This is a genomic window from Natronobiforma cellulositropha (genome assembly GCF_025629245.1).
Lineage (GTDB): Archaea > Halobacteriota > Halobacteria > Halobacteriales > Natrialbaceae > Natronobiforma > Natronobiforma cellulositropha.
Genome location: NZ_JANZXN010000017.1, coordinates 181,454 through 203,187 on the forward strand (window position 1 = coordinate 181,454; position 21,734 = coordinate 203,187).

General features: G+C 65.7%; 19 protein-coding genes. 12 read left to right on the forward strand and 7 right to left on the reverse strand.

Features of this window, described 5'->3' with window-relative positions:
* Window positions 1–987 (reverse strand): glutathione S-transferase family protein, encoded by a 987-nt coding sequence (locus N0B15_RS09390; protein WP_263019435.1) that lies wholly within the window; start codon window positions 985–987, stop codon window positions 1–3.
* Between the two features lie 102 nt (window positions 988–1,089).
* Window positions 1,090–2,061 carry a calcium/sodium antiporter gene (locus N0B15_RS09395; protein WP_263019436.1) on the reverse strand — a complete coding sequence of 324 codons (972 nt, stop codon included), beginning with the start codon at window positions 2,059–2,061 and terminating at the stop codon, window positions 1,090–1,092.
* Window positions 2,062–2,178: 117 nt separating this feature from the next.
* On the opposite strand from N0B15_RS09395, the gene N0B15_RS09400 reads away from it, so the two are divergent.
* Window positions 2,179–3,150 (forward strand): site-specific DNA-methyltransferase, encoded by a 972-nt coding sequence (locus N0B15_RS09400; protein ID WP_263019437.1) that lies wholly within the window; start codon window positions 2,179–2,181, stop codon window positions 3,148–3,150.
* Between the two features lie 7 nt (window positions 3,151–3,157).
* Here N0B15_RS09400 and N0B15_RS09405 read toward each other — a convergent pair whose 3' ends face one another.
* Window positions 3,158–3,820, reverse strand: a complete 663-nt coding sequence (locus N0B15_RS09405) for a potassium channel family protein (RefSeq protein WP_263019438.1) — start codon at window positions 3,818–3,820, stop codon at window positions 3,158–3,160.
* Between the two features lie 220 nt (window positions 3,821–4,040).
* Here N0B15_RS09405 and N0B15_RS09410 point away from each other — a divergent pair, with 220 nt between their 5' ends.
* A complete protein-coding gene (locus N0B15_RS09410) occupies window positions 4,041–5,510 on the forward strand; it encodes an NCS2 family permease (RefSeq protein ID WP_263019439.1) in 1,470 nt (489 codons plus the stop codon).
* Between the two features lie 92 nt (window positions 5,511–5,602).
* The gene (locus tag N0B15_RS09415; RefSeq protein WP_263019440.1) at window positions 5,603–5,854 is read left to right on the forward strand and encodes a glutaredoxin family protein; all 252 of its coding nucleotides are present in this window, start codon (window positions 5,603–5,605) and stop codon (window positions 5,852–5,854) included.
* A gap of 31 nt (window positions 5,855–5,885) precedes the next feature.
* Here the strand turns inward: N0B15_RS09415 and N0B15_RS09420 are convergent, their stop codons facing one another.
* On the reverse strand, window positions 5,886–6,884 hold the full coding sequence (locus tag N0B15_RS09420) for a transcriptional regulator (RefSeq protein WP_263019441.1): 999 nt from the start codon (window positions 6,882–6,884) through the stop codon (window positions 5,886–5,888).
* A gap of 501 nt (window positions 6,885–7,385) precedes the next feature.
* A complete protein-coding gene (locus N0B15_RS09425; protein WP_263019442.1) occupies window positions 7,386–7,619 on the reverse strand; it encodes a hypothetical protein in 234 nt (77 codons plus the stop codon).
* Window positions 7,620–8,029: 410 nt separating this feature from the next.
* On the opposite strand from N0B15_RS09425, the gene N0B15_RS09430 reads away from it, so the two are divergent.
* From N0B15_RS09430 to N0B15_RS09445, 4 genes are all read left to right on the forward strand, one after another.
* Window positions 8,030–9,223, forward strand: coding sequence for an eCIS core domain-containing protein (locus tag N0B15_RS09430; RefSeq protein ID WP_317618595.1), 1,194 nt, complete (start codon window positions 8,030–8,032; stop codon window positions 9,221–9,223).
* Between the two features lies 1 nt (window position 9,224).
* The gene (locus N0B15_RS09435) at window positions 9,225–10,274 is read left to right on the forward strand and encodes a DUF7958 family protein (RefSeq protein WP_484549514.1); all 1,050 of its coding nucleotides are present in this window, start codon (window positions 9,225–9,227) and stop codon (window positions 10,272–10,274) included.
* A 120-nt stretch (window positions 10,275–10,394) separates the two neighbouring features.
* Complete coding sequence (locus tag N0B15_RS09440) at window positions 10,395–11,702, forward strand: tRNA(Ile)(2)-agmatinylcytidine synthase (protein WP_263019444.1); 1,308 nt, start codon at window positions 10,395–10,397, stop codon at window positions 11,700–11,702.
* Window positions 11,703–11,854: 152 nt separating this feature from the next.
* Window positions 11,855–12,910, forward strand: a complete 1,056-nt coding sequence (locus N0B15_RS09445; protein WP_263019445.1) for a PGF-CTERM sorting domain-containing protein — start codon at window positions 11,855–11,857, stop codon at window positions 12,908–12,910.
* A 13-nt stretch (window positions 12,911–12,923) separates the two neighbouring features.
* On the opposite strand, the gene N0B15_RS09450 is transcribed toward N0B15_RS09445, so the two are convergent.
* The gene (locus tag N0B15_RS09450; RefSeq protein WP_263019446.1) at window positions 12,924–13,127 is read right to left on the reverse strand and encodes a VNG_1110C family protein; all 204 of its coding nucleotides are present in this window, start codon (window positions 13,125–13,127) and stop codon (window positions 12,924–12,926) included.
* A 208-nt stretch (window positions 13,128–13,335) separates the two neighbouring features.
* On the opposite strand from N0B15_RS09450, the gene N0B15_RS09455 reads away from it, so the two are divergent.
* Genes N0B15_RS09455 through N0B15_RS09465 form a run of 3 tightly spaced genes read left to right on the forward strand, consistent with a single transcriptional unit; the run spans window position 13,336 to window position 16,320 of the window.
* Complete coding sequence (locus tag N0B15_RS09455) at window positions 13,336–14,445, forward strand: OBG GTPase family GTP-binding protein (RefSeq protein ID WP_263019447.1); 1,110 nt, start codon at window positions 13,336–13,338, stop codon at window positions 14,443–14,445.
* 58 nt (window positions 14,446–14,503) lie between these two features.
* The gene (locus tag N0B15_RS09460; protein WP_263019448.1) at window positions 14,504–14,971 is read left to right on the forward strand and encodes a TIGR04206 family protein; all 468 of its coding nucleotides are present in this window, start codon (window positions 14,504–14,506) and stop codon (window positions 14,969–14,971) included.
* 56 nt (window positions 14,972–15,027) lie between these two features.
* Window positions 15,028–16,320, forward strand: a complete 1,293-nt coding sequence (locus N0B15_RS09465) for a hypothetical protein (RefSeq protein ID WP_263019449.1) — start codon at window positions 15,028–15,030, stop codon at window positions 16,318–16,320.
* Window positions 16,321–16,344: 24 nt separating this feature from the next.
* On the opposite strand, the gene N0B15_RS09470 is transcribed toward N0B15_RS09465, so the two are convergent.
* On the reverse strand, window positions 16,345–17,613 hold the full coding sequence (locus tag N0B15_RS09470; RefSeq protein WP_263019450.1) for a glycosyltransferase family 4 protein: 1,269 nt from the start codon (window positions 17,611–17,613) through the stop codon (window positions 16,345–16,347).
* Window positions 17,614–17,773: 160 nt separating this feature from the next.
* Here N0B15_RS09470 and N0B15_RS09475 point away from each other — a divergent pair, with 160 nt between their 5' ends.
* Window positions 17,774–18,529: a VOC family protein gene (locus N0B15_RS09475; protein WP_263019451.1), complete on the forward strand. Its 756-nt coding sequence runs from the start codon at window positions 17,774–17,776 to the stop codon at window positions 18,527–18,529.
* Between the two features lie 679 nt (window positions 18,530–19,208).
* Complete coding sequence (locus tag N0B15_RS09480; RefSeq protein ID WP_263019452.1) at window positions 19,209–21,503, forward strand: DUF7827 domain-containing protein; 2,295 nt, start codon at window positions 19,209–19,211, stop codon at window positions 21,501–21,503.
* The last annotated feature ends 231 nt before the right edge of the window (window positions 21,504–21,734 follow it).

Here is a 21,734-nt window from a genome sequence, read left to right on the forward strand (position 1 = left end):
TCACTCGAGGAGCGCCGTTGGCGGTCCACCGGTCAAGCGGTCGCGTTCGTGCGGGGCGTCGAAGGCGAGGTCCGGCCCGCGCGCGACGATGCCGTGGGGGTTGACGTCGGGGTGGGTCGTGTAGTAGTGTTCTCTGATGTGGTCCATGTTCACCGTCTCGGCGACGCCCGGCGTCTGGTAGAGGTCGCGCAGGTACGGCCAGAGGTGGTCGTACTCGTGGATCTGGGCGACGTTACACATGAAGTGGGTGTGATAGACCGCGTCGAACCTGACGAGCGTGGTGAACATGGCGAGGTCGGCTTCGGTGAGGCGGTCGCCGACGAGGTAGCGCTGGTCGGCGAGCACCTCGTCCCAGTGGGCGAGCGCGTCGAAGAGGTCGTCGATCGCCTCGTCGTAGGGTTCCTGGCGGGTGGCGAAGCCTGCGCGGTAGACGCCGTTGTTGATCGGTTCGTAGATGGCGTCGAGGACCGCGTCGATCTCCTCGCGCCGGTCGTCTGGCGAGAGGTCGACCTCGGTTCTCGCCACCGCGCCGAATTCCGTGGCGAGCATCCGCATGATCTCGCGTGACTCGTTGTTGACGACGGTGTCCGTCTCGGTATCCCAGAGGACGGGGACCGTCACCCGGCAGGTCGCCTCGGGATCTGCGCGCACGTAGAGTTCGCGCAAGTAGTCCGCGCCGTGGACGTGATCGACGGTACAGCCCTCTTTCTCGGGCGTGAACTGCCAGCCGTCCTCGCCGCGGTAGGGGTCGACGACCGAGACAGAGATCGCCTCTTCGAGTCCGAGCAGCGAGCGCGCCAGCAGGGTCCGGTGTGCCCACGGGCAGGCGTAGGAGACGTAGAGGTGGTAGCGGCCCGCGGCGGGTTCGAACTCGCCACCCTCGCGAACCCGGTCGCGAAAGGTCGTCTGCTGGCGCTCGAACGAGCCACTGTCGTCGGTCGATTCGTACGCGTCGGTCCGCCACTCGCCGTCGACGAGTTTGTTCATACCCAGGTTTCGCTACCCAGACGTAAGGGCACTCGCTAACCCCGGCGTCACCGCCCGACGTCGACGACACTCTCACTGCCCACCACCAGCGTCGGCGACGCCCTATGCGCCGCCGACGGTCACCACCCAGTAGCCGAGGACCACGCCCGCGAGGAGCGCGCCCTCGAGTCGGTTCAGTCGCCGTCCGCTCGCGAGTGTGACGGTGGTGATGGCGGTGAGACCACCCAGGACGACGAGACCGGCCAGCGCGGCCGAGTCGGCCGCGAGCGGCTGAACGACGGCGGTGATCCCGAGGACGCCGAGGAGGTTGAAGACGTTCGAGCCGACGACGTTTCCGGCGGCGATGGCGACGGCACCGGTTCGCACGGCAGCAACCGACGTCGCCACCTCCGGGAGCGACGTTCCGAACGCCACGACCGTCACGCCGACGACCCAGGGGGAGACGCCGGCCGCTCGAGCGAGGTCGCTCGCGGTCGCGACCAGCAGGTGTCCGCCGCCGACGACGAGTCCGAGACCGACGGCCAGCGCGAGCAGTTCCCGGACGCGATCCGCCTGGGGGCGAGTCGGCCCGACGAGTGCGTCGGCGGCCGTCGACGCACTGCCTTCGGTCCGGTCACTCGCGGAGCGACGCGCGTCGAGGGCCAGACCGGTCAGGTAGACGAGCAAGACGGCGCTGAGGAGTGCTCCCTCGAGACGCGACACCCACAGGTTCGCGAGCACCACCAGTGCGAGCGCGGTCGCGACACCCATTGCCACCGCGTCGCGCCGAACCAGCGGTTCGTCGACGCGGATCGGAGCGACCAGGGCGATGCCGCCGAGGACGACCCCGAGGTTGAACAGGTTCGAACCGACGACGTTTCCGACCGAGACGTCGCTCTCCCCGGCGAGTGCGGCGTCGATCGTCACGGCGAACTCCGGCGCGGAGGTACCGAAGGCGACGACGGTCAGCCCGATCACCAGCGGTGAGACGCCCGCTCGAGCCGCGAGCGTCGCCGCCGCCTCGACGACCCACTTCGCGCCGATCCAGAGGGCACCTGCCGAGAGAGCGAACACGGCGACGTCGACGAGCACCATCGTCGGGCGTACACCGCCACGGGTGAAAATTGGAGGACCTCGTTTGCGGCAGGCGCGTGCAATGGCGGGGGACGAGAGACACCAGCGTTATGGCACCCGGGTGAGCACGTCCGAGTCATGACCGAGGACTCGAGCGACGGCGAGGGCGGCGCGTCGGCTCGACACCGTGGGCGTCCGAGCGACGCCAGCGGGGGCGACGACGGCCGGGACCTCAAAGATCACCAGACCCACCTCGAGGGCCGGGGCATCTACGACGAGCGCAACCGGGTCAACGACCTGACCGGCAGGGAGTGGAAGTTCGCGACGAAGTCGGTGATTCCGGAGTCGTATCCGCCGGACCTCCAGCACGACCTGCGCAGCGAACACGGCGGCCAGAAGCCGCCGCGGCTCTGTGCGGAGCTGATCGGCCGCTTCAGCAAGGCGGGCGAGCGCGTCCTCGACCCGTTCGCGGGCGTCGGCGGGACGCTGCTCGGGGCGAGCCTCTGTGAACACGAAGGAACCGGCCTGCGCGAGGCGGTCGGCTTCGAGCGCAACCGCCGCTGGGTCGAGTGTTACGAGACGGTCCTCGAGCGCGAGAACGAGGAGCGACTCGAGCGGGGTGCGCCACCGCTCGCGAGCCAGGACCTGCGCCACGGTGACTGCGTGGAGTTAGTCGCCGACCTCGAGACGGACTCGGTCGACCTGCTGTTGACGGACGTCCCCTACTGGAACATGGACGAACGCGAGCAGACGCGCAACCGGAAGGAAGTTCGCGAGAGCAGTCTCGGTGCGTTCGACGAGGACGAACGCGAGTCACAGAGCAAAGCCGAGTGGCTCGCGGAGATGGGCGAGACGTTCGCCCAGCTCGTGCGGGTGGTCGAACCGGGTCGCTACGTGGTGGTGTTCATCGGCGATATGTACCGCGAGCAGCGCTACGAGTTCCTCTCGGCCGACCTCGCTCGAGCGATCGAAGCCGCCGCGCCGGTGACGCTGAAGGCGACGCTCGTCTGGTACGACCCGGCGAAGAACCTCCACGTCTACGGCTATCCCTACGCGTTCGTGCCGTCGATGGTCCACCAGAACGTCCTCGTCTTCCAGGTCGACGACTGACGCCGACTCACGCCGTCGCGGGCATCAGCGCCGCACGAACGTCTTCGACGTGACTCGTCTCCGTGATGACGGCGACCTCGTCGCCTGCGGCGAGTTCGGTTCCGGGCAGCGGTATCGTCAGCGGTTCGTGCGCCCGCCCGTGGGCGTAGATCCGGGCGGCGTCGGGTAACTCGAGTTCGGTCAGCCGTTTGCCGACCGCCGGGGAGTCGTCGTGGATGTCGATCACCGTCAGCTGCAGGTTGGCGGCGAGGTCGGCGACGACGTTGAAGTCACCGCCCAGGAGGGCGGTCTTCGCCCCCGCAGCGCCCAGCCGTTCGGGGTAGATGATGTCGTCGACGTCGGCGGCGTAGCGCTCGTAAATTTCCTCGCGGTAGTCTTCGTCGATCCGCAAGACGGTTCGACAGCCGTAGTGCTTCCCGACCATGCAGGCCGCGAAGTTGACGTTGAGATCCGGGGTAAACGAGCCGACCGCGTCGGCCGTCTCGATGCCAGCGGCGATCAGGGCGTCCTCGTCGTCGCCGTCACCCTGGATCGTCTCGAAGCCGTCACTCTCGGCGCGTCCGATCCGGTCGTAGTCGTTGTCGACGACGACGAGGTCGTGACCCTCACCGTAGAGCAACCGTGCTGTGCGTGATCCGACGCGACCGTAGCCGACGATGACGAACTCCATGCCATGTGATATGCTCTCGTAGCACATATAATTGGTCCTGCAGACCGCCGTTTGCCCTCGAACCGGGCGGAGGACGCCTGCCGTGTGCCCGCCCGCTCGCGGTTTTCACTTCGTCACGCAGACGGTAATCGCCTTCAGAATGTGGGGGATAGTGACCGGTCAGACTCGCTCGAGAGAGGTGGATTTAAATAATCTGTCTTGTAACCCTCGAGCGTTCACTATGGGAGTCATCGACAGGATCGGGGCGCGTGTGGGTGAGGTTCCGGGGGTCCTCGCGGCCCGGTTCGGATTCGACGAGCACGAGACCGGGTACCGAACGGAGACTATCGCCGGGGTGACGACCTTCCTGGCGATGGCCTACATCATCGTCGTGAATCCGGCGATCTTGAGCGACGCGATCGTGATCGAGGGGTACGAACAGACCGAGGTCTACCAGATGATCGCCGTCGCGACCATCCTGGCATCGATCGTCGCCATCCTCGTCATGGCGCTCTACGCGAACCGGCCGTTCGGTCTCGCGCCGGGGATGGGGCTGAACGCCTTCTTCGCCTACACCGTCGTCATCGGTCTCGGTGTGCCGTGGGAGGTCGCACTGGTCGCCGTCTTCGTCGAAGGGATCGTCTTCATCGCGCTGACGGCCGTCGGCGCACGAAAGTACATCATCGAACTGTTTCCCGAACCGGTCAAGTTCGCCGTCGGGGCCGGTATCGGGGTCTTCTTGCTCTTTTTGGGTCTCCAGGAGATGCAGGTCGTCGTCGCCTACGACGCCACGCTCGTCACCCTCGGCAACGTCGCGACGAGTCCGATCGCCGCGCTCTCGCTCGTCGGCCTGGGACTGACGTTCGTCCTCTGGGCACGCGGGGTCAGAGGATCGATCGTCATCGGTATCGTCACCACGGCACTCGCTGGCTGGCTGTTGACGTTCGCCGGCGTCGTCTCGCCGGGCGCGCTCACGCCCGGCGACTCCTACCAGGACGTCACCGAAGACGGCATCGTCTCGATGCTGGCGTCCGCCCAGTACGACTTCTCGCCGCTCTTTTTCGGCTTTCTGGACGGCTTCGGGATGGTCGCCGAGGACCCGCTCGTCTTCCTCCTCGTCGTCTTCACGTTCTTCTTCGTCGACTTCTTCGACACCGCCGGGACGCTCATCGGCGTCTCCCAGGTCGGGGGCTTCCTCGACGAGGAGGGTGATCTCCCCGAGGTCGAGAAGCCGCTGATGGCCGACGCCGTCGGCACCACCTTCGGGTCGATGATCGGGACCTCGACGGTGACGACCTACATCGAGTCCTCGACCGGCATCGAAGAGGGCGGACGCACCGGCTTCACGGCGCTCGTCGTCGGCGTGCTGTTCCTCCTCGCGCTCCTGGTCGTCCCGCTGATGGCGCTCATCCCGCAGTACGCCACCTACATCGCGCTCGTCGTCGTCGGGATCATCATGCTCCAGGGCGTCGCCGACATCGACTGGGCAGACCCCGCCTGGGCCATCGCTGGCGGCCTCACCATCACGATCATGCCGCTGACGACCTCCATCGCGAACGGTCTCGCCGCCGGAATCATCAGCTACCCGCTGATCAAAGCCGCGATGGGCCGACGCGACGACGTCTCGCTCGGGCAGTGGACGCTCGCCGCCGCCTTCGTCGTCTACTTCGTCGTCTACTTCGCCGTCGACGCCGAACTCGTGGTGTTCTGATCCCGCCCGCTCGAGTCACGGTCCACCCTCGCTGTCTCACGGTTTCGGCCGTGACCAACACCCTCATTGTCCTCGCTCCTGTACACTCACCTATGGCAGACATCACCTATTACGAACTGCCGGGCTGTCCGTTCTGTGCCAAAGTCAGAGCCACCCTCGAGGACCTCGACCTCGAGTTCGACACCGTCGAAGTCCCTCGCTCACACGCCGAGCGCACCGAAGTCGAGGAGGTCAGCGGCCAGACGGGCGTCCCCGTCATCACCGACGAAGCCCACGGCGTCGAAGGAATGCCAGAAAGTGACGACATCGTCGCCTACCTCGAGGAGACCTACGGCGACGCCTGAGGGCTGTCTACCGGGAGAAACACTGGCGCGCTCAGACCGCTTCTTCGGGTCTGCTGCGCTCGCGGATCACTTCTCGAAGCTCTTCGGCGTCGCGCATCCCCTCGAGTTCGTCGCGCTCGACGATGGCGGTGCCGTCGACCGAGTCGCGCTTCGAGCGGTCGACGAAGTAGACCGAGCGGGTGTGAGCGACGTGGCCGATCGAGCCCATGATCCGGGCGCGCTTCTCCGCCGCCTTCGTGAACGCCGAGTTGCCGGTGAGGACGACGTCGTCGCGGTCGGTCTCCGCGCGCACCCGGTCGTCGCCTTCGGCTTCGTCGGTGCTGACGGCCTTGAACGGCGAGCGGAGCGTCGGGTGGACGCGAAAGCCCGCGCGCGTGAAGACCGCGAGGATCTCCTCGTCGTCCGGGTCCGCCGGTGGCTCTTCGGGCGTGGGTTCGCTCTCGTGGACCTCCTCGACGCCGTCGAAGACGTCGACGGGGCTGGTCAACGGCGCGTTGAACAGTTCCTCGAGCGCCATCGCGATCTCGATGGAGGCGTTCATTCCGTCTTCGTACTTCGAGATGGTTCGCCGCGAGACGCCGATCTCGCTGGCCAGACGGCCGAGGCTCCACTCGCGCTGTTCGCGTTCGTCAGCGAGGACGTCGCCGTCGATGTTGACGTAGAGACCGCCGGGTGCGGCGTAGATCAACGGCGGAATGTCCTCGATGAACAGGTCGTAGGCGGTATCCGGACTGAGGACGGGGACGCCGTGGCGGAAGTAGACGACGTCCGGCTTGAGGTTCTCGTCGCGGCTTCGTAGCCCGATCACCAGGGGCGTCGCGTGGAGGTACGAGCCGAGTCGGCGCATCTCGTGGCCGGTCGCCTCGTTGAACGCGTCGATGTTCCCCAATATCTTCACCAGAATGAGGTCTCCCCCCCGACGAGCAGCGACGTCGAAGCTCTTGGGCCTGATCGCACACTGCTCACTCACGGTAAATCCCGCATCCTCGAGCATCGCCGTGACGTTTCCGACGAGTGCTGCTCGAGACATAGGGGTAGGTAAGTCACTCCTGATATATCAGTGTTTCCCCTGTTACGCCACGCTTCCGTCGGGCGATTCGCCGGTTGGCCGGAGCTACTTTTATATACACCCGGCAGCACGGGCGGCGGTGTTCAATACTACTGTGGGTAATCTAGGGGTCGAGACACCACGAAAGCCCCTGCCCTTTCATTCCCACCCTCTGTCGGCTGATCGGTTAGCCACCGCGGGGTGGGAATGAAAGGGGCTGACTCGGTCGATCCCTCCCGGGCGATGTCTTCGCGAGCGACGGAGGAGTGAGCGAAGGCCAGCGAGACGTGAGGTACGAGCGTCTCGCTTGGCAAGCACGTGACGAAGGAGCGCGCGCAGCGAGCCCCGGAAGGTCGAGCGAGTCAGGGGCTTTCGTGGTGGTCGAAATCGTTTCGAGGGCGGTTGCACGATAATCTGAACACTGCCAGCAGGCCGATCTGAACACTGCCAGCAGGCCGAGGTAACGCCCGTCCGCTCAGCGTGCTACCTGCGTAACTCCCTCGCTTCCACCTGCGTGAGCCAACAGCCACAGGAGGCCTGGATGGTGTCCGGTCCCGTCGCCGTCACCCCGACGACGACACTCTCACAGTGGGGACAGCGCGGTGGCTTCCACTCGAGGTCGGCGTCCTCGTCGACGAACCAGGGACTCGAGTCGGTCGCCGACCCGTCCTCGGTCTGTGGGGTCTCGTCCGACGGCGAAGCGCCACCATCGTTCATCGGCGGCCCTCCGGACGGTGGCGGGTGCGCGCTCGAGTGAGAGAGTCGAAACTCAGAAAACCGCGTTTTCGCGGGCTGTACGGCGCGTTTGCGAGCCTTTTAAGGTCGCGTAGTTGGTACTGTGTCATGGCTTCGGATCCTCTGTGGATGGAAGCCGCGCCGCGGGTGCTACTACCACCCGGGGCAGTTTCTCGTGTGTGCCCCACCCGGTCGGCGGGCGCAACTTCCACGAGTGAGTTTCATGGATAGACACATATAATTTCTGGAAATGGGTGTCGGTGATGACGTTCGTTCGGGCTATCTCTCGAGTCATCGGTGTTCTCGCTCGAGTGTCCGAACACCAACAGCTAAGAGGACCGAACAGTAACGCTGCGATAATTACCAATTCGACGATACACGAGGTGGGGTGTGTGAGTTTCGACCGGGACCGGCGTGACCGGTCGAACGACGATAGTGAGAACAACGAACGAACACGGCGCGCTCGCGCGCAACCACAGACCCAGCGCGGAGCGCGGCCACACCAGTATCTCTCGAGTGTACTGCGACCGTCGCCCGAGCAGGCGGCCCAGCTTGACCAGTTAATCCAAACGCGTGGATTCGAACAGGTTCAGGCGTGGGGCGAACGGGGTGAACTCCCCGAAGGCTGTAACACCCCGATGGGCGAGCAGGTCCGTGATGCTCGAGTGCGTAGCTCCTGGAAAGCGGGTGTCGAACTCGATACGCCGAGTGCGATGCGTTCGGTCCAGGCGCAGACGGAGAGCGATTTAGCAGGTGAGACCGCGACACCCGACGTGGTGCGGCGGGTAATTTCCCAGCCAGGGCGGCCGCTCGAGGGGTCGGTTCGTGAAGAGATGGAACAACGGATGGGCGACTCCTTTGGCGATGTGCAGCTACATACGGGTCCAGAAGCCGCGAAGGCGGCGAGCGCACTCGAGGCACGCGCGTTCACGACCGGGAACCACGTGGTGTTCAACCGCGGCGAGTACAAGCCGGAGAGTCCTGAAGGAAAATATCTGCTCGCACACGAGTTGGCTCACGTGCGACAGCAGACTGGCGGCGCTATCAGTATGCTCCCCCAGGAGCGGCGTTCACTGGTGGTCGAACCGAACCCAGCACCTGAGCGCGATGCCACGGGGTACATCGTAGAGGGGAGCGAACTGGGGATTCAGCGCCTCGCCACGACGACGGTCCACGTCCAGCGAGTCGATAAAACTCGCCGAGAGGTGCTCAGCGGTAATGTTTCGACGGAGGAGATGACGGCAGGAATCGAAGACACTGACCTCCTGAGCGTCGGCCCCGACCGGTTGCGAGACGCATACAAGTATGCCGAGTACGCAGTCACACTCGGTGCGACTCAGAGCGTTGTCCAGCCGCTCGTCTCGGAGTACGGGCTGAGCCAGCCCGAGGCGATGGCGGTGACGCTCGCTGTCGGTGGAACCATCCACGTCGGTAAAGATCGACTCCACCGCGAAGACATCTACCTCACCCTCGAGGTCGCTCGAGTGCTCGGAGAAGAAGAACGAGTTCTGGCTTTCTTCCGGCGGATTGGTGCAGACCTGCCTCGCGAGGGTACGATAGAAGATGTCCACGGAGGCAACGATTAAGATGGAGGCAACGGTCTTCGACGAAACAGTTCACGATGGATCTACGCGAATCGGAATCTCTGTCGTTGATAACGACGGCATCTGCCACGAGATATCTCTAGATACAACTGGTGAAATATACATTCACGAGCAGGATGCGTATCCAGATAGAGCAACCAAACAAACACCTTCTGAGTCAGTCCACTTGCGACAGGCCCAGGAGTACGCCAAGTACTACGTCCAGCGCGAGCGCGGCTATCCAACGCTCCCCCCACGCCTAACCCCGGAGTGGATTCCCTACACCCTCGGCGCAGTGTTCGGTCTCGAGTTCGACAGTTTCGAGCGACAGTTCGGTCCCTACGCCCAGCAGTACCACAGCGCGCTCCACCCCGACGTCCCACCCATCGTGGAGATGCCCGAGGAGACCGCCCCCATCGGCGGTATCGTCTACCGCGCCGATGTGTTTCTCGCCCTCGAGTTCGACGCCTATCTCGAGAACCCGGATGCTGCCTCACCGATAGAAGCCGTCGCAGGAATCACCGACGCGTACGACCTCTACGAGGCACTGGCGGCCGAACTCGAGGCGCGCCTGCCACCGGATATCGACCCAATTTCGGAGGTCTCTGCGCTCGATCTCCAGTACCAGCGCCGCACCAACGACGGCCGCATCGAAGAGCCAGTCGTCGGCGAGCGCAGCCACACCAGTGCGGGACCACCCGACGCACAGCTCCAGATGACGCCGCCACAGGCCACCCTCGAGTCGGAACTGACGACCGAGATCGTTCAGGGTCTGCTCTGTCACCACCTCCAGTGTCAGGTCCGCGATGCGTATCTCCGGCTCGGGCTCGAGCCGCCGGAGGCATTTCGCGTGCTCGGCCAGGGCTTCGCCGAACAGACGATGCACTACCAGCACGCCGATCTCTACCCACCGTACCACCTCACCGACGCCGAGATCGAAGGCTACCGGCCGCCGGGAATCGAACACGGGGCACTGGCGAGCGGTGAATTCGCTGGCCCGGGCCAGCCCGGCCCGCTACTGCGGCGCATCGTCCGTGCGTTGTTCGGCCGGTAGATCAGTAAGTTCCGAGAAGGACAGAATGCCAACCGCATCGGTTTTCTCCACGGTGTCGCTGGTGGAGTCCTCGAGCGCGCCTCGAAACGCGTTACCCTACGCGGCCACTATGCCGACGCGATGACCGTCGTTGGGCTCGACGACACCGACTCGCGCACCGACGGCATGTGTACGACGTACGTCGCCGCGCAGATCGCCGCGCGACTGCGCCGTCACGGCCGCGTCGAGCGACTGCTGTTGATCCGCTTAAATCCCGCCGTCGAGTACAAGACGCGCGGGAACGCCGCACTCGCGATTCACATCGACTGTGATCCAGGTCTCGCCTTCGAAGTCGCCCGCGAGTGCCTCGAGTCGCTCGCCATTCGCGACGACGAGGCGACCAACCCTGGGCTGGTCGTCGCCGACCACGACCCCGACGCGACGCCCGAGGCGGTTCGCTCCTTCGCCCGCGCGGCCCTCCGCGAGCACCTCGAGATCGAGCAGGCGGCGGCGCTGTGCGAGGAGGTTGGCTACCGCCACTGGTGGCTCGGGGACGGCCGCGGCCGGATCGGTGCGCTGGCGGCGGTGGGTAGCTGGCGCAGTGATGGCGGCCCGCCGGGTGCCGAGATGCTCGAGAACGCCTGGAGCTACGAGTACATCTCCTATCGCGACGCCGACCGGTGGGGGACGCCGCGGGCGGTCGACGCCGATTCGGTCTTCGCGGCCGCGGCGGCGGGCTACCCGGCCGTCTGGGACACCGTCGACCGCGGCGAGCGCGAGACGGTCTGCGTGCCACACACGCCGGGTCCGATCCTCCACGGGATTCGTGGCGACGACCCCGACGCCGTCGAGACGGTCGCACACGCTATCGAGAGCGAACCCGTCGCCGACGCCGAACTGTTCGTCACCAACCAGGGTGCCGACGCCCACCTCGCCGACGGCACGCTCGAGACGGTCCGCGACGGGCGGGCCTACCGCGTCGAGGGCGTCGTCTCGAGCGAGCCCGAGACCCGCCGCGGCGGCCACGTCTTCTTCACGCTGGGGCCGGCCGATGGTGAGGGGGACCACAGCCTCGAGTGCGCCGCGTTCGAACCCACCAAGCGCTTTCGCCACCGCGTGCGTTCCCTCCGCGTCGGCGACCACCTCACCGTCTGCGGCGAGGTCTCGCGGGGAACGCTCAAACTCGAGAAGTTCGCGGTCCGTGACCTGGTCGACACCGAGCGGGTCACGCCGACCTGTGCGGACTGTGGGCGGACGATGGAGAGCGCCGGGCGAGACCAGGGCTATCGCTGTCGGCCCTGCGGGACGAGCGCCGACGAACGCGCCGAAGTAGCACTCGAGCGTGCGCTCGAGGTCGGCTGGTACGAGGTGCCGCCGTGTGCCAGACGCCACGTCGCCCGCCCGCTGGTTCGCGGTGGCTTCGACGCGCCGACGCATCCCGAGCGGTAGGGTCTCCGCTGTCCGCCCGCCTCTCACGCCGCCCTTCGTGTCCGCCCCTGCACTCCTAGGCACTCCGTACGTTCCGGTATGCTGATCATACCTACAACCGCCACGGCGGTAGTCCGGGGCATCGTTCGAAAAACCTTCACGAACACTGACTTATGCTCACAGACTCCCACCCACCCCGTTCGCCCGTCCCGCTCGCCGTCGGCTTCGTGTTGCTCGTCGCACTCCTCGGCGTCACCGCCACCGTCGCGGGTGGCGTCGCCGCCGGAACGCTCTTGACGGTCGACCCGGCCGCCTCGAGTGCGCTCGCCCTCGGCGAGGACGACAGTGCCGACGAGAAAAATGCCACGCCGCCGCTCGAGGACGCCTACACCGAAGCGGTTCCCGACCGTGACGACCCCTACTTCGAGGCCGAGGCGGCCGACGGGAGCTGGATCAGTTACGTCAACCCGCGTGATCGCTACCGTCAGCCGTATCTCGGTGATGGCTCCGGAAAGCTCTGCGTGACGCTGCTCAACGAAGACGGCGAGGTGATCGTCGGTGAGAGCGTGCCGGGGACGACTGTGACGGTTCCAACCGGTGACTCACTCTCCTGGCACTCGTTCGCCGATCCGATGACCGTCGAGTATCCGCTGACCGAGCACTACGACCGGCCGCTCGACGCCGACCAGTTCGGCACGACAGCCGACCTGCCACAGGGTGACGGCCTGCTCGACGCCCACTGCATCGAGTTCCACGGTCTCCCCGAGGACGGGACGGTCGAGTACGGCGAACCGGAGATTTCGGGTCCGTACGCCGACTGGATCGAGATCGTGGGATACGTCCAGCAGACTCACCAGGCGTGGGATACAAACGTCGATCCGATCGACGACGCCGTCGGCTACGAGGAGGTGGGTGGCTGGACCTACCAGACGGACGCCTCCCACGGCCAGGCGGTGATCGTCCTCCAGCTCGACCCGCCCGCCGAAGCCGACGCGGACGACGACGCGGACGAGGGCGCGGCTGACGACGAGCGAGGCGACGACCGGGACGACGATTCCACCGGGGTGGACGACGACGCACTCGAGACGCCCGACGGGACGAACGCGAGTGGGGACGACGAGTCGGACGACTCGGCGAGCGAGTCGATGCCCGGATTCGGAGCCATCGCCGCCGCTGTCGTGTTGGTGCTGGTAGCGACACTTGCCGTCGTCAGCGCGAGAAGACCGTGAGCCTCCCTGGCCGTCAGCGGACGGTCACACCGTGTCTCGCCAGGTACTGACTCGCCTCTTTAATCTCGACCGGACTGCCGATGATCCGGCAGCGCTCGTCGCCTTCGTCGAAAATCGTCACCGTAAACTCGTCGTCGAGCGGCCGCTCGAGTTCGTGCAGGCGCTCGCATGGGAGGACGATTTGCGTGCTGTCGCGCAGCGTCGACGGGTCCGGCATCTCCGAGTGGACGATTCCCCGCCCCAGCTAAATGCGTGTCGAAGTCAGGTTGGCAACGGTAATCGGGCTGGGACACACCAGGCCGACGGCCGCCCACTCGAGTGCCGACAGCGGGCCATCCGTCCCGCGTCTCCGTGGATATCGGCGAAGCGCCGACGGCGTCGGCATGGAAAGTGTTTTTCGGTGGGGACGGATACGAAGTAGGTATATGGGGCTGGAGGAGGAAATCGAGTCGATCGAGGAAGAGATCGCCAGTACGCCCTACAACAAGTCGACCGAGTCACACGTCGGTCGGCTGAAGGCGAAACTCGCCGAGAAGAAAGAGAAACTCGAGAACCAGTCCTCCGCCGGCGGCGGAACGGGCTACTCGGTCGAGAAGACTGGCGACGCGACGGTCGCGCTCGTCGGCTTTCCGAGCGTCGGGAAGTCCTCGCTGTTGAACGTGTTGACCAACGCCGAGAGCGAGACGGGTGCCTACGAGTTCACGACGCTCGACGTCAACCCTGGCATGTGTAAACACCGCGGGGCGAACATTCAGCTACTCGACGTCCCCGGACTCATCAAGGGCGCTGCCACCGGCAAGGGTGACGGAAAGCAGGTGCTCTCGGTGGTCCGCAACGCCGACCTGATTCTCTTCGTCCTCTCGGTGTTCGAGATCGAACAGTACGACCGCCTCCAGGAGGAACTCTACAACATCAAGATCCGGGTCGACCAGCAACCGCCGCGGATCACCGTGCGCTCGAAGATCAAAGACGGGATCAAGATCACTTCGAGCGCCGAACAGGAACTCGACGAGGCGACGATCAAAGAGGTCATGCGCGAGTACGGCTACGTCAACGCCGACATCAACTTCGGCGAGGCGGTCGACATCGACCGGCTCATCGACGGCCTGATGGAAAATCGCGTCTACATCCCCTCGATCACCTGCGTCAACAAGGTCGACCTCATCACGCCCGAGTACAAGGAGACGGTCGACGAACAGCTTCGCGAGCGCGATCTGGACCCCGAGGAGGTGACGTTCATCTCCGCCGAAGCCGAACGCGGGCTCGAGGCGCTGAAAGACCGTCTCTGGGAGAACCTCGGACTCATCCGCGTCTACATGGACAAACCGGGCCGCGGCGTCGACTACGATGAGCCACTGATGCTCAGAGAAGGGGCGACCATCGAGGAGGCGGTCTCGAAACTCGGCGGCGAGTTCGAAGAGCGCTTTCGCTTCGCCCGCGTCTCGGGACCGAGCGCCACCCACGACAAGCAACAGGTCGGTGACCAGCACGTCCTCGAGGACGAAGACGTCCTGAAACTCATCCTCCGGCGATGACCGTCTTCGCCGTGTTTCGGCGGGGCGGACCCCCGCCGGTGCGAGAGGACCCCTCGCCGTGACGGGGTCGCGACCCGAGGCGGCGAGTCCTGACGCGAGCGCTCGAGTGAGTGACCGCTCACAGCGTCGCCGGTCACTGCTGTGGTGGCTCGCGCTCTGTTCGCCGCTGGTCGTCCCCTGGGTGGTCGTCTGGACCACCTCCGCGACGCTCGTCTTCCCGTGGGGGATGGTGACCGTCGAGGGCTGGTACGTCATCACGCTGCCGGCCTACCTCGAGACCGCAGTCGGGATGCCGCCGTCGCTCGAGTGGTGGCCGCTCGGAACGCTCTGTTACGCGTTCGCGCTCGTCTGGGCGGCGGCCGAACGGATCGGTGCCGACCGGCGGGTCACCGCGGGACTGCTCGCGCTCGCGGCGGCCTGTTCGCTCCCCGTTGCCTCCGGTCTCGCCATCGAACCGAACCGGACGGCGATTCCGCTGGGCGTCGTCCACTTCCTGCTGTTGGCCACCTGGGCGTACGTTCGGTGACCGTACCGATCGAAACGCCGGCATAACTACCCGTCCGGGGCTGGTCGGTTCGCGTCGTGACAGGCCACTACGTTCACACACAGGGCTGTCGGACGCCGTCGGCCGCCTCGCCGGTTCGTCACGCCATCGTCGACACCCACGGCGTCGCCGACCCGCTCGAGCGCTTCTGGCGCGAGGACCGCCTCGCGAGCGAGCCGTTACCACTCGAGCGCTGGCTCGAGGACGCGCTCGCGTGTCTGTTCCGGCCGGTCGCCGAGTCGGGGTTCTGGGACGAGGGGACGGACCGGTTCGTCACCGCACTCCGTGCCAGCGACCTCGACGGACCGCCGAACGGGCGCGAGTGGTCTCCCGTGCGGGGGACCCGACTGCGCGCCGTCCCGGTCGCGTTACAGCGCGTGCTCCGCTGGCGCGCCTCCTCGATTGGGACGGCCGTCTACGACGAGCACCTGTACCGCTTGCTCGAGTACGGCCGGTCGCTGTGGGCGGACGACGTCCTCCGCGGTCGGCTCTCACCTGCGGCGCGTGGTGCGCTGCTCGAGGCGTCCTGTCTCGCCGCCGACTCCTTCGACGACCGCTGGCTCGCGGACGCCCGGGCGGGGTTCGAGGTGAGCCGGTCGACCGAGGTGACGGACCGCGCGGACGCGCCCTTCGTCACCGGGGTGGCGGCGCTCGCCGAGCGGACCGACGACGGCGCCGTCCGGGAGGCGCTCGCGGCCTACCTCGACTCGCTCGAGCGGGTTCACGTCGCGGCGGAGTGGGGCGCTCACCGGGACCTCCAGGAGACTGTCGTGGCCCTCGCTCGCGGCGCGTCCGTCCTCGGCCGTCCCGACACGCTCGCGCTCGCCGGGGAGACACTCGCCGCGACCGTCGACCGACGGTTGCGATCCGACGGCGCGTTTCGGCCGGCCGACGCCTCACTCGTCCGTCGGCTGACCTGGCGTCTACTCGCTGCCGGCCCGACCGCACCCGCCGTCCGCGAGTGGCACCTCCTCGCGCCGGTCAACCAGTCGCTGTTCGCCAGCGCCGTCGGTGCCTACACCGCTGCGGGCGGCCAGCGCTCGTTCGACGACACCGTCGACGCGGCGCTGCGGTGGCTCGTCTCGGGCAACCCGCTCGAGGCGGACCTCTTCGAGGCGAGCGGTCTCGGCGTGCCGGTCCCCGTGGTGACCGTCGACGGCCGAACGGACGTTCCCGGCCACCGGGCGAAAGGCGTCGACGAGGTCGCCGCGCTCGTCGAGGCGCTCACCACGGTGCTCACGGCGACGGACGAGACGGACTCGTCACCGCTCTCCGCGTCGCCACCGGTGTCGGATTCGGGTGACGACCACGCCGTGCGCTCGCCCGCCTGAACCGAAGCGGGACCCGTTCGCCGTTCAGGCGAGACGCCGATACTGCCGACACAGACGCTCGCCCTGTCGCTCCCAGTCGTAGCGCCGCTCGAGCGCTCGCCGGGCGTTCTCCCCGTAGCGCGCGGCGGCCGCGGGGTCGTCCAGCAGCCGACACAGCGCGTCGGCCATCGCGGCCGGGTCGCCAGCGCGGGCGACCACGCCGGCGTCCGCTTCCGTCACCGTTCGCTCGAGCGGGGCGACGTCGGTGACGACCAGCGGCGCTCCCGTCGCCATGTACTCGAGTAGCGTTCGCGGGAGCGTCGTTTCCGTGTACGGCGTCGAGACGGCGGGCGCGACCAGTACGTCAGCGCCGTTCACTCGTTCGGCGACGGTCGCGTCGTCGGCCCAGCACTCGAGTGTCACCACGTCCTCGAGACCACGCTCGCGAACCGCCTCGCCGAGTGCCCGCTCGAGTCCGTCCGTCGCGTCGACGAGCGTGAGGTGGACCTGCCGGTGCCTGCGAACGCGCTCGAGTGCGCTGAGGAGCGTCACGGGACCGCGGGGGTCGCCGAAGTCACCGACGCACGCGAGTTCGGCCGGCCTTCGCTCGTCGTCGTCGTGGTCGTCACACCCGGGTCGGTCGGCGACGGCGACACTCACTCCGCCGTCGGTACTCGCCGCGGCGAACCGGTCCCGGTCGACGCCGTGGGTGAGGACGGTCACCCGGTCGGGGTCGAGCGCACAGCGGTCGACGTAGTGGGCTTTCATCTCCGCACAGACGGTGAAGACGTGTTCGGCCCGTCGCAGACACGAGCGCTCGAGGTGGTCCCACCTCGTCGGCGGCGTGAGCGTCCGCTCGGTCGCGAGCCACGGGCGGGCGAGTGCGCCCCGGAGTCCGGTTCGCTCGCGCTGGGTACGGATGGCTGCGGCGGCGTTCTCCCGGAGGTCCGAGACCACCGCTACGTCCCGGCGTCGGCCGACGAGCAGCGCCGTCTGCAACAGCGTGAGACCGTGGACGTGTATCGCGTCGCTCCGCTCTCGTTTCACGACGCGTTCGACCGTCCGATACCACTTCGGGTGGACCCCGACGGCGAGGTTCGTCAGGGCACTCGCCGCGTACGCCACGCCGTCGCGCACGCCGTCCGTACCAACTCGAACGATGCGGGTTCCATCCACGTGGTCGCGGGTCGGTTCGCCACCGCGGTTCGCACACACCAGCGTCACCGCGTGTCCATCCGCACGAAGCGCTCGTGCTTCCCGTTCGACTCGGCCGTCCGGGGGAAACGCCCGTGGTAACACGAGACAAATGTTCATATGTGTACATTTCTACCCGGCGGCTAAACCGCACCGGTCGTTCGCAGACGCTGAGAACCCGCTTTCCGCTCGAGGTGTCGGCCGCATGGTCCCCCTCGTTCCCCTACCCGGACCGCCGCGGTCGCTACGCTTTTGGCTCGCCCGCCGTGACTAGCCTGGCATGCACGCGACACTCGATCACGTGATGATCCGCGTCGAAGACTTAGAGGCGTCACTCGAGTGGTACCAGGACCACTTCGGCTACGTCGAACACGGCCGGTGGGACGCGGACACCTTCACGAACGTCCACCTCGGGCCGCCGGAGAAACACGAGGATGGGGCGACGCTCGAGCTGACCTACAACCACGACGGGCGGAGCTACGAGATGGGCGACGGCTGGGGCCACATCGCCGTCCGCGTCGACGACGTCGAGGTCGCCTACGAGGAACTGATGGAGGCGGGCGTCGAGGACTACCGCGATCCCGAGTCCTGTCCCGGCAACTACGCCTTCGTCAAAGACCCTGACGGCCACGAGATCGAGATCGTCGAGCGTGAGTACGGCGCGCGCTGGTCGCTCGACCACACCATGATCCGCGTCGAGGACGCCACCGAGGCGCTCGGCTACTGGCTGCGGACCTTCGAGTACGAACACACCGGCCGCTGGGAGGCCGAGACCTTCGCGAACTACTTCATGACGCCCGTCGACGCCGCCCCCGAGGAGATGGCCCTCGAGTTGACCTACAACTACGACGGGCGGACCTACGATCTGGGTGACGCCTGGGGCCACCTCGCGGTGCGCGTCGAAGACTTACACGACGACTGGGAGACGTTGCTCGAGCGCGAGAGCGACGACTACCGGGATCCCGAATCGTGTGACGACCGGTACGCGTTCACCAAGGATCCGGACGGCCACGAAATCGAAGTGATCGAGCGGTAGTCCCGCGAGCGCTCGCCGGGTGCGAGCGGCTTTTTTGATCCAGATTTTTTGTACGATGGGTGAGCGGCGCGAACCCGAGTAGAAAAAAGGTGGGTCGACGAGATAGAAGTGATCGAGCGGTAGACGCTCAAGTGAGCGGTTTTTTTGGTCCAGATTTTTGTACGCGAGCGGTAAGCAGCCGGGAGCACGGAGTGCGCGCAGCAACCGGGTGGCCGCAACTGGGTACAGATTTCTGCTGATGCGTTCGGGACGCCGTCGGCCGATCCGTTCGTGGCGACTGTAGACCTCACCATCTTCGGCAGTAATAATATATTGACCGGGCGTGCGAGCGAGCGGTGCCCGCCCGCGCGAGGAAAGACGAACTTACCGGTTCTCGAGTCGGTGCGTATCGTTTCGGGAGGTGTCTGCTCGAGTGAACGCGACTCGAGGGGGGTTGGGTACACACGATTTCGTGTGAAACGGGCGGTGGTGAAAACGCCAGAGTGGTGGGAAACCCGGTCAGCGACCGGGGTGTCGGTGAATGACACACGTCGGACACCACCACAAAGCATTTATATAACCCGTACATCGGGACAGATTGTACCCCTACCCAGGGTGACAGTAGCGAGTACGGCCCCACACGTGGAAATGTGTGGTTGTGCACGAAAGTCACTGTTGCCGAACGGTAACACAACAACACATGACAGGAAAATATACGAAGAAGACCCGTGCAGTATTCCTCGCTGCGCTGATGGTCCTCTCTGTGGTTGCGATGTCTGCTACCCTCCCGGGAGCAGTCGTTGCCGATGACCACGACGTCGAGGACTTCTCAGACGGTGAGCGATACTGGCAGGGTCAGACGATCGTCGTCGAACCAGCAGACGTAGACAACGATAATGGTGGCGTGTTCGCTGCTGACGCGACCTACGAAATTATCAGCAACGACACGCAGGGTCTCGAGCGCCAGATCAGTGTCTCGAGTGGTGAGGAGAACTTCACCATCGACACGACGCGCTTCGACACCGGTCTCTACGACATCGAAGAGAGCGACGGAACGCACCACGGTGAGTTCCGCATCGACGAGCAGCGCCTCGATGTCGACATCGAAAGCGACCTCCCCGTCCAGTACGAGGGAACCGCTGAGGTCGAAGTCGACTCCCAGCGCTCCGGTTACACGCTGACCGTCCACTCCGACGACCTCGATGTCGACGAGATTACGGCTGCCTTCAGCGACTACGCAGGCACCGTCGACAACGACAGTGAGTGGCTCGACGACGACCAGATCGCTCTCGAAGGCGTGAGCAGCATCCAGTCGCTCGACATCGACTTCGACGGTCTGGACGCTGGCAACTACACGTTCGAGTTCGGCGCCGCCGACACGACGGCGAGCGACGAAGTCACGATCGAAGTCGCCGAAGAGGGCGAGATCGATGCGGCATTCACCGACCGCATCGTCTCCGTCCCACAGGGTGACGTTGCTGAGATCGGCGTCGACATCGACGGCGACCGCGACGTCCGCATCCAGATCGGTTCCAGCGACGTCAACTACATCGCGAACGCGACCATCACCGACACCGAGGATGGCCACGCGATCGTGGAATTCGACACCTTCGGTGCCGGCAACTCCACGATCAACCCGGCCCCAATCGCCGCGGGTGAAGACACCGACCTGACCTTCGACGACCAGACGCAGAATGCTCTGAGCTCGCCACTGGTTGCGGGCAACTACGACATGCGCCTGTTCATCGACGGTGACCGCGTCGACATCGGTACGCTCCGCCTCGGCGACCGCTCGACGGACGACGTCACGATCCACACGGCGCCTGAAGACGTCAACGCTGGCGACGACCTCGAGGACATCCTCGAAGCCGCCAGCGTCGACAACGAGATCGCTTACGAGGACCTCGTCATCGTGCAGGTCGAAGCCAGCGGTCTCCAGGGTCTCTGGGAATCCGGACTGAACCTCGAGGCATACGGTGTTGAGTGGGAGTTCGAACACCTGAACCCCGCACCGAACACGGAGGGTAACGACATCGACTCCGCTATCGCCGAGCACCAAGACTTCGAGAACAACAGCATCTACTTCGCGTTCGACTCCGACTCGAACGGCATCGAAGAGGATGACCAGTACGAGTTTACCTTCACTGTCGGTGAGGACAACCCGTACATCAGCAGTGACGACGACGAAGAATCGGTCAGCGCGACGTTCACCGTCGCCGAGCGATCGATCGAGTTCAGCCAGGAAGAGTTCTCCGTCGCAGCGAGTGACGGCCAGGTCATCGACGGCACCTCCAACGCCGCAGCCGGCACGGAGATCGAAGTCATCGTCGAAGGAACTGGCGACAACCCATTCTTCATGACCCAGGACACTGAGGTCGAGGATGGCGAGTGGGCTGTCGAGTTCGACTTCAGCGACGAGGCAGAAGGCGCTGAGTTCGACCTCGAAGTCTCCGACGTCTCGGGTGCTGAGGACGAGGCAACCGGTGTCATCTCCAGCGCACCTGACGACGAACCAGAAGAACTCTCCCTCTCCGTCGGTGACGTCACCGTCGAAGAAGGTGAGGACGCAACCATCTCCGGCACCGTGACCGCAGGTGACGAGGACGTCTCCGGCGAGGCTGTCCTCCTCCTCAACGGCGACGAAGTCGCCAGCGAGGACCTCGAGCTCGAGGCTGGCGAGGACGCCACGCTCGAGGCGACCATCAGCGCTGACGACCTCTCCGTCGGTACCCACGACATCGAACTGACGTTCGATGGCGAGAGCGCAACCGGTACGCTCACCGTCGAAGAGGAAGCCGCACCACCTGAAGAGGAAGACGACACGGGTGCTGACGACGAAGGCGCTGACGACGACGACGGCGCTGACGACGTCGAGACCCCCGGTACCGACGATGACGACCCAGCTGACGACGACGGTCAGCCTGGCTTCGGCATCGCCGTCGCCATCGTTGCACTCCTCGGCGCTGCTATGCTGGCACTCCGCCGCCAGGACTAAGTAGCGAGTAACCACCGGAAACGCGATTTCCGGCTCTTGCGGATCTTTTATGGCCGTCACAGCCGACCAGCGACAGCGCTCACGGTGGGTGTTCTCGTTTTCTCGAGTGTGCTCACTCGTGGTCTGTGGCAGCGTACTCGTCTCGAGCGCTGGGTTCGGTTTGCATACGTGCTTTCAGCAGCGCCCGCTCGAGTGGGGGTCGACCGTGGAGGACAATGGGCTGCTCGCGAC

Bases quoted from the DNA above. Each gene is read 5' to 3' on its own strand.
- N0B15_RS09455 (WP_263019447.1), top strand. From the start codon at position 13,336: ATGGGGCTGGAGGAGGAAATCGAGTCGATCGAGGAAGAGATCGCCAGT.
- N0B15_RS09405 (WP_263019438.1), bottom strand. From the start codon at position 3,820: ATGGAGTTCGTCATCGTCGGCTACGGTCGCGTCGGATCACGCACAGCA.
- N0B15_RS09415 (WP_263019440.1), top strand. From the start codon at position 5,603: ATGGCAGACATCACCTATTACGAACTGCCGGGCTGTCCGTTCTGTGCC.
- N0B15_RS09480 (WP_263019452.1), top strand. From the start codon at position 19,209: ATGACAGGAAAATATACGAAGAAGACCCGTGCAGTATTCCTCGCTGCG.
- N0B15_RS09470 (WP_263019450.1), bottom strand. From the start codon at position 17,613: ATGAACATTTGTCTCGTGTTACCACGGGCGTTTCCCCCGGACGGCCGA.
- N0B15_RS09445 (WP_263019445.1), top strand. From the start codon at position 11,855: ATGCTCACAGACTCCCACCCACCCCGTTCGCCCGTCCCGCTCGCCGTC.
- N0B15_RS09440 (WP_263019444.1), top strand. From the start codon at position 10,395: ATGACCGTCGTTGGGCTCGACGACACCGACTCGCGCACCGACGGCATG.
- N0B15_RS09400 (WP_263019437.1), top strand. From the start codon at position 2,179: ATGACCGAGGACTCGAGCGACGGCGAGGGCGGCGCGTCGGCTCGACAC.
- N0B15_RS09395 (WP_263019436.1), bottom strand. From the start codon at position 2,061: ATGGTGCTCGTCGACGTCGCCGTGTTCGCTCTCTCGGCAGGTGCCCTC.
- N0B15_RS09450 (WP_263019446.1), bottom strand. From the start codon at position 13,127: ATGCCGGACCCGTCGACGCTGCGCGACAGCACGCAAATCGTCCTCCCA.
- N0B15_RS09410 (WP_263019439.1), top strand. From the start codon at position 4,041: ATGGGAGTCATCGACAGGATCGGGGCGCGTGTGGGTGAGGTTCCGGGG.
- N0B15_RS09420 (WP_263019441.1), bottom strand. From the start codon at position 6,884: ATGTCTCGAGCAGCACTCGTCGGAAACGTCACGGCGATGCTCGAGGAT.
- N0B15_RS09425 (WP_263019442.1), bottom strand. From the start codon at position 7,619: ATGAACGATGGTGGCGCTTCGCCGTCGGACGAGACCCCACAGACCGAG.
- N0B15_RS09435 (WP_484549514.1), top strand. From the start codon at position 9,225: ATGGAGGCAACGGTCTTCGACGAAACAGTTCACGATGGATCTACGCGA.
- N0B15_RS09475 (WP_263019451.1), top strand. From the start codon at position 17,774: ATGCACGCGACACTCGATCACGTGATGATCCGCGTCGAAGACTTAGAG.
- N0B15_RS09390 (WP_263019435.1), bottom strand. From the start codon at position 987: ATGAACAAACTCGTCGACGGCGAGTGGCGGACCGACGCGTACGAATCG.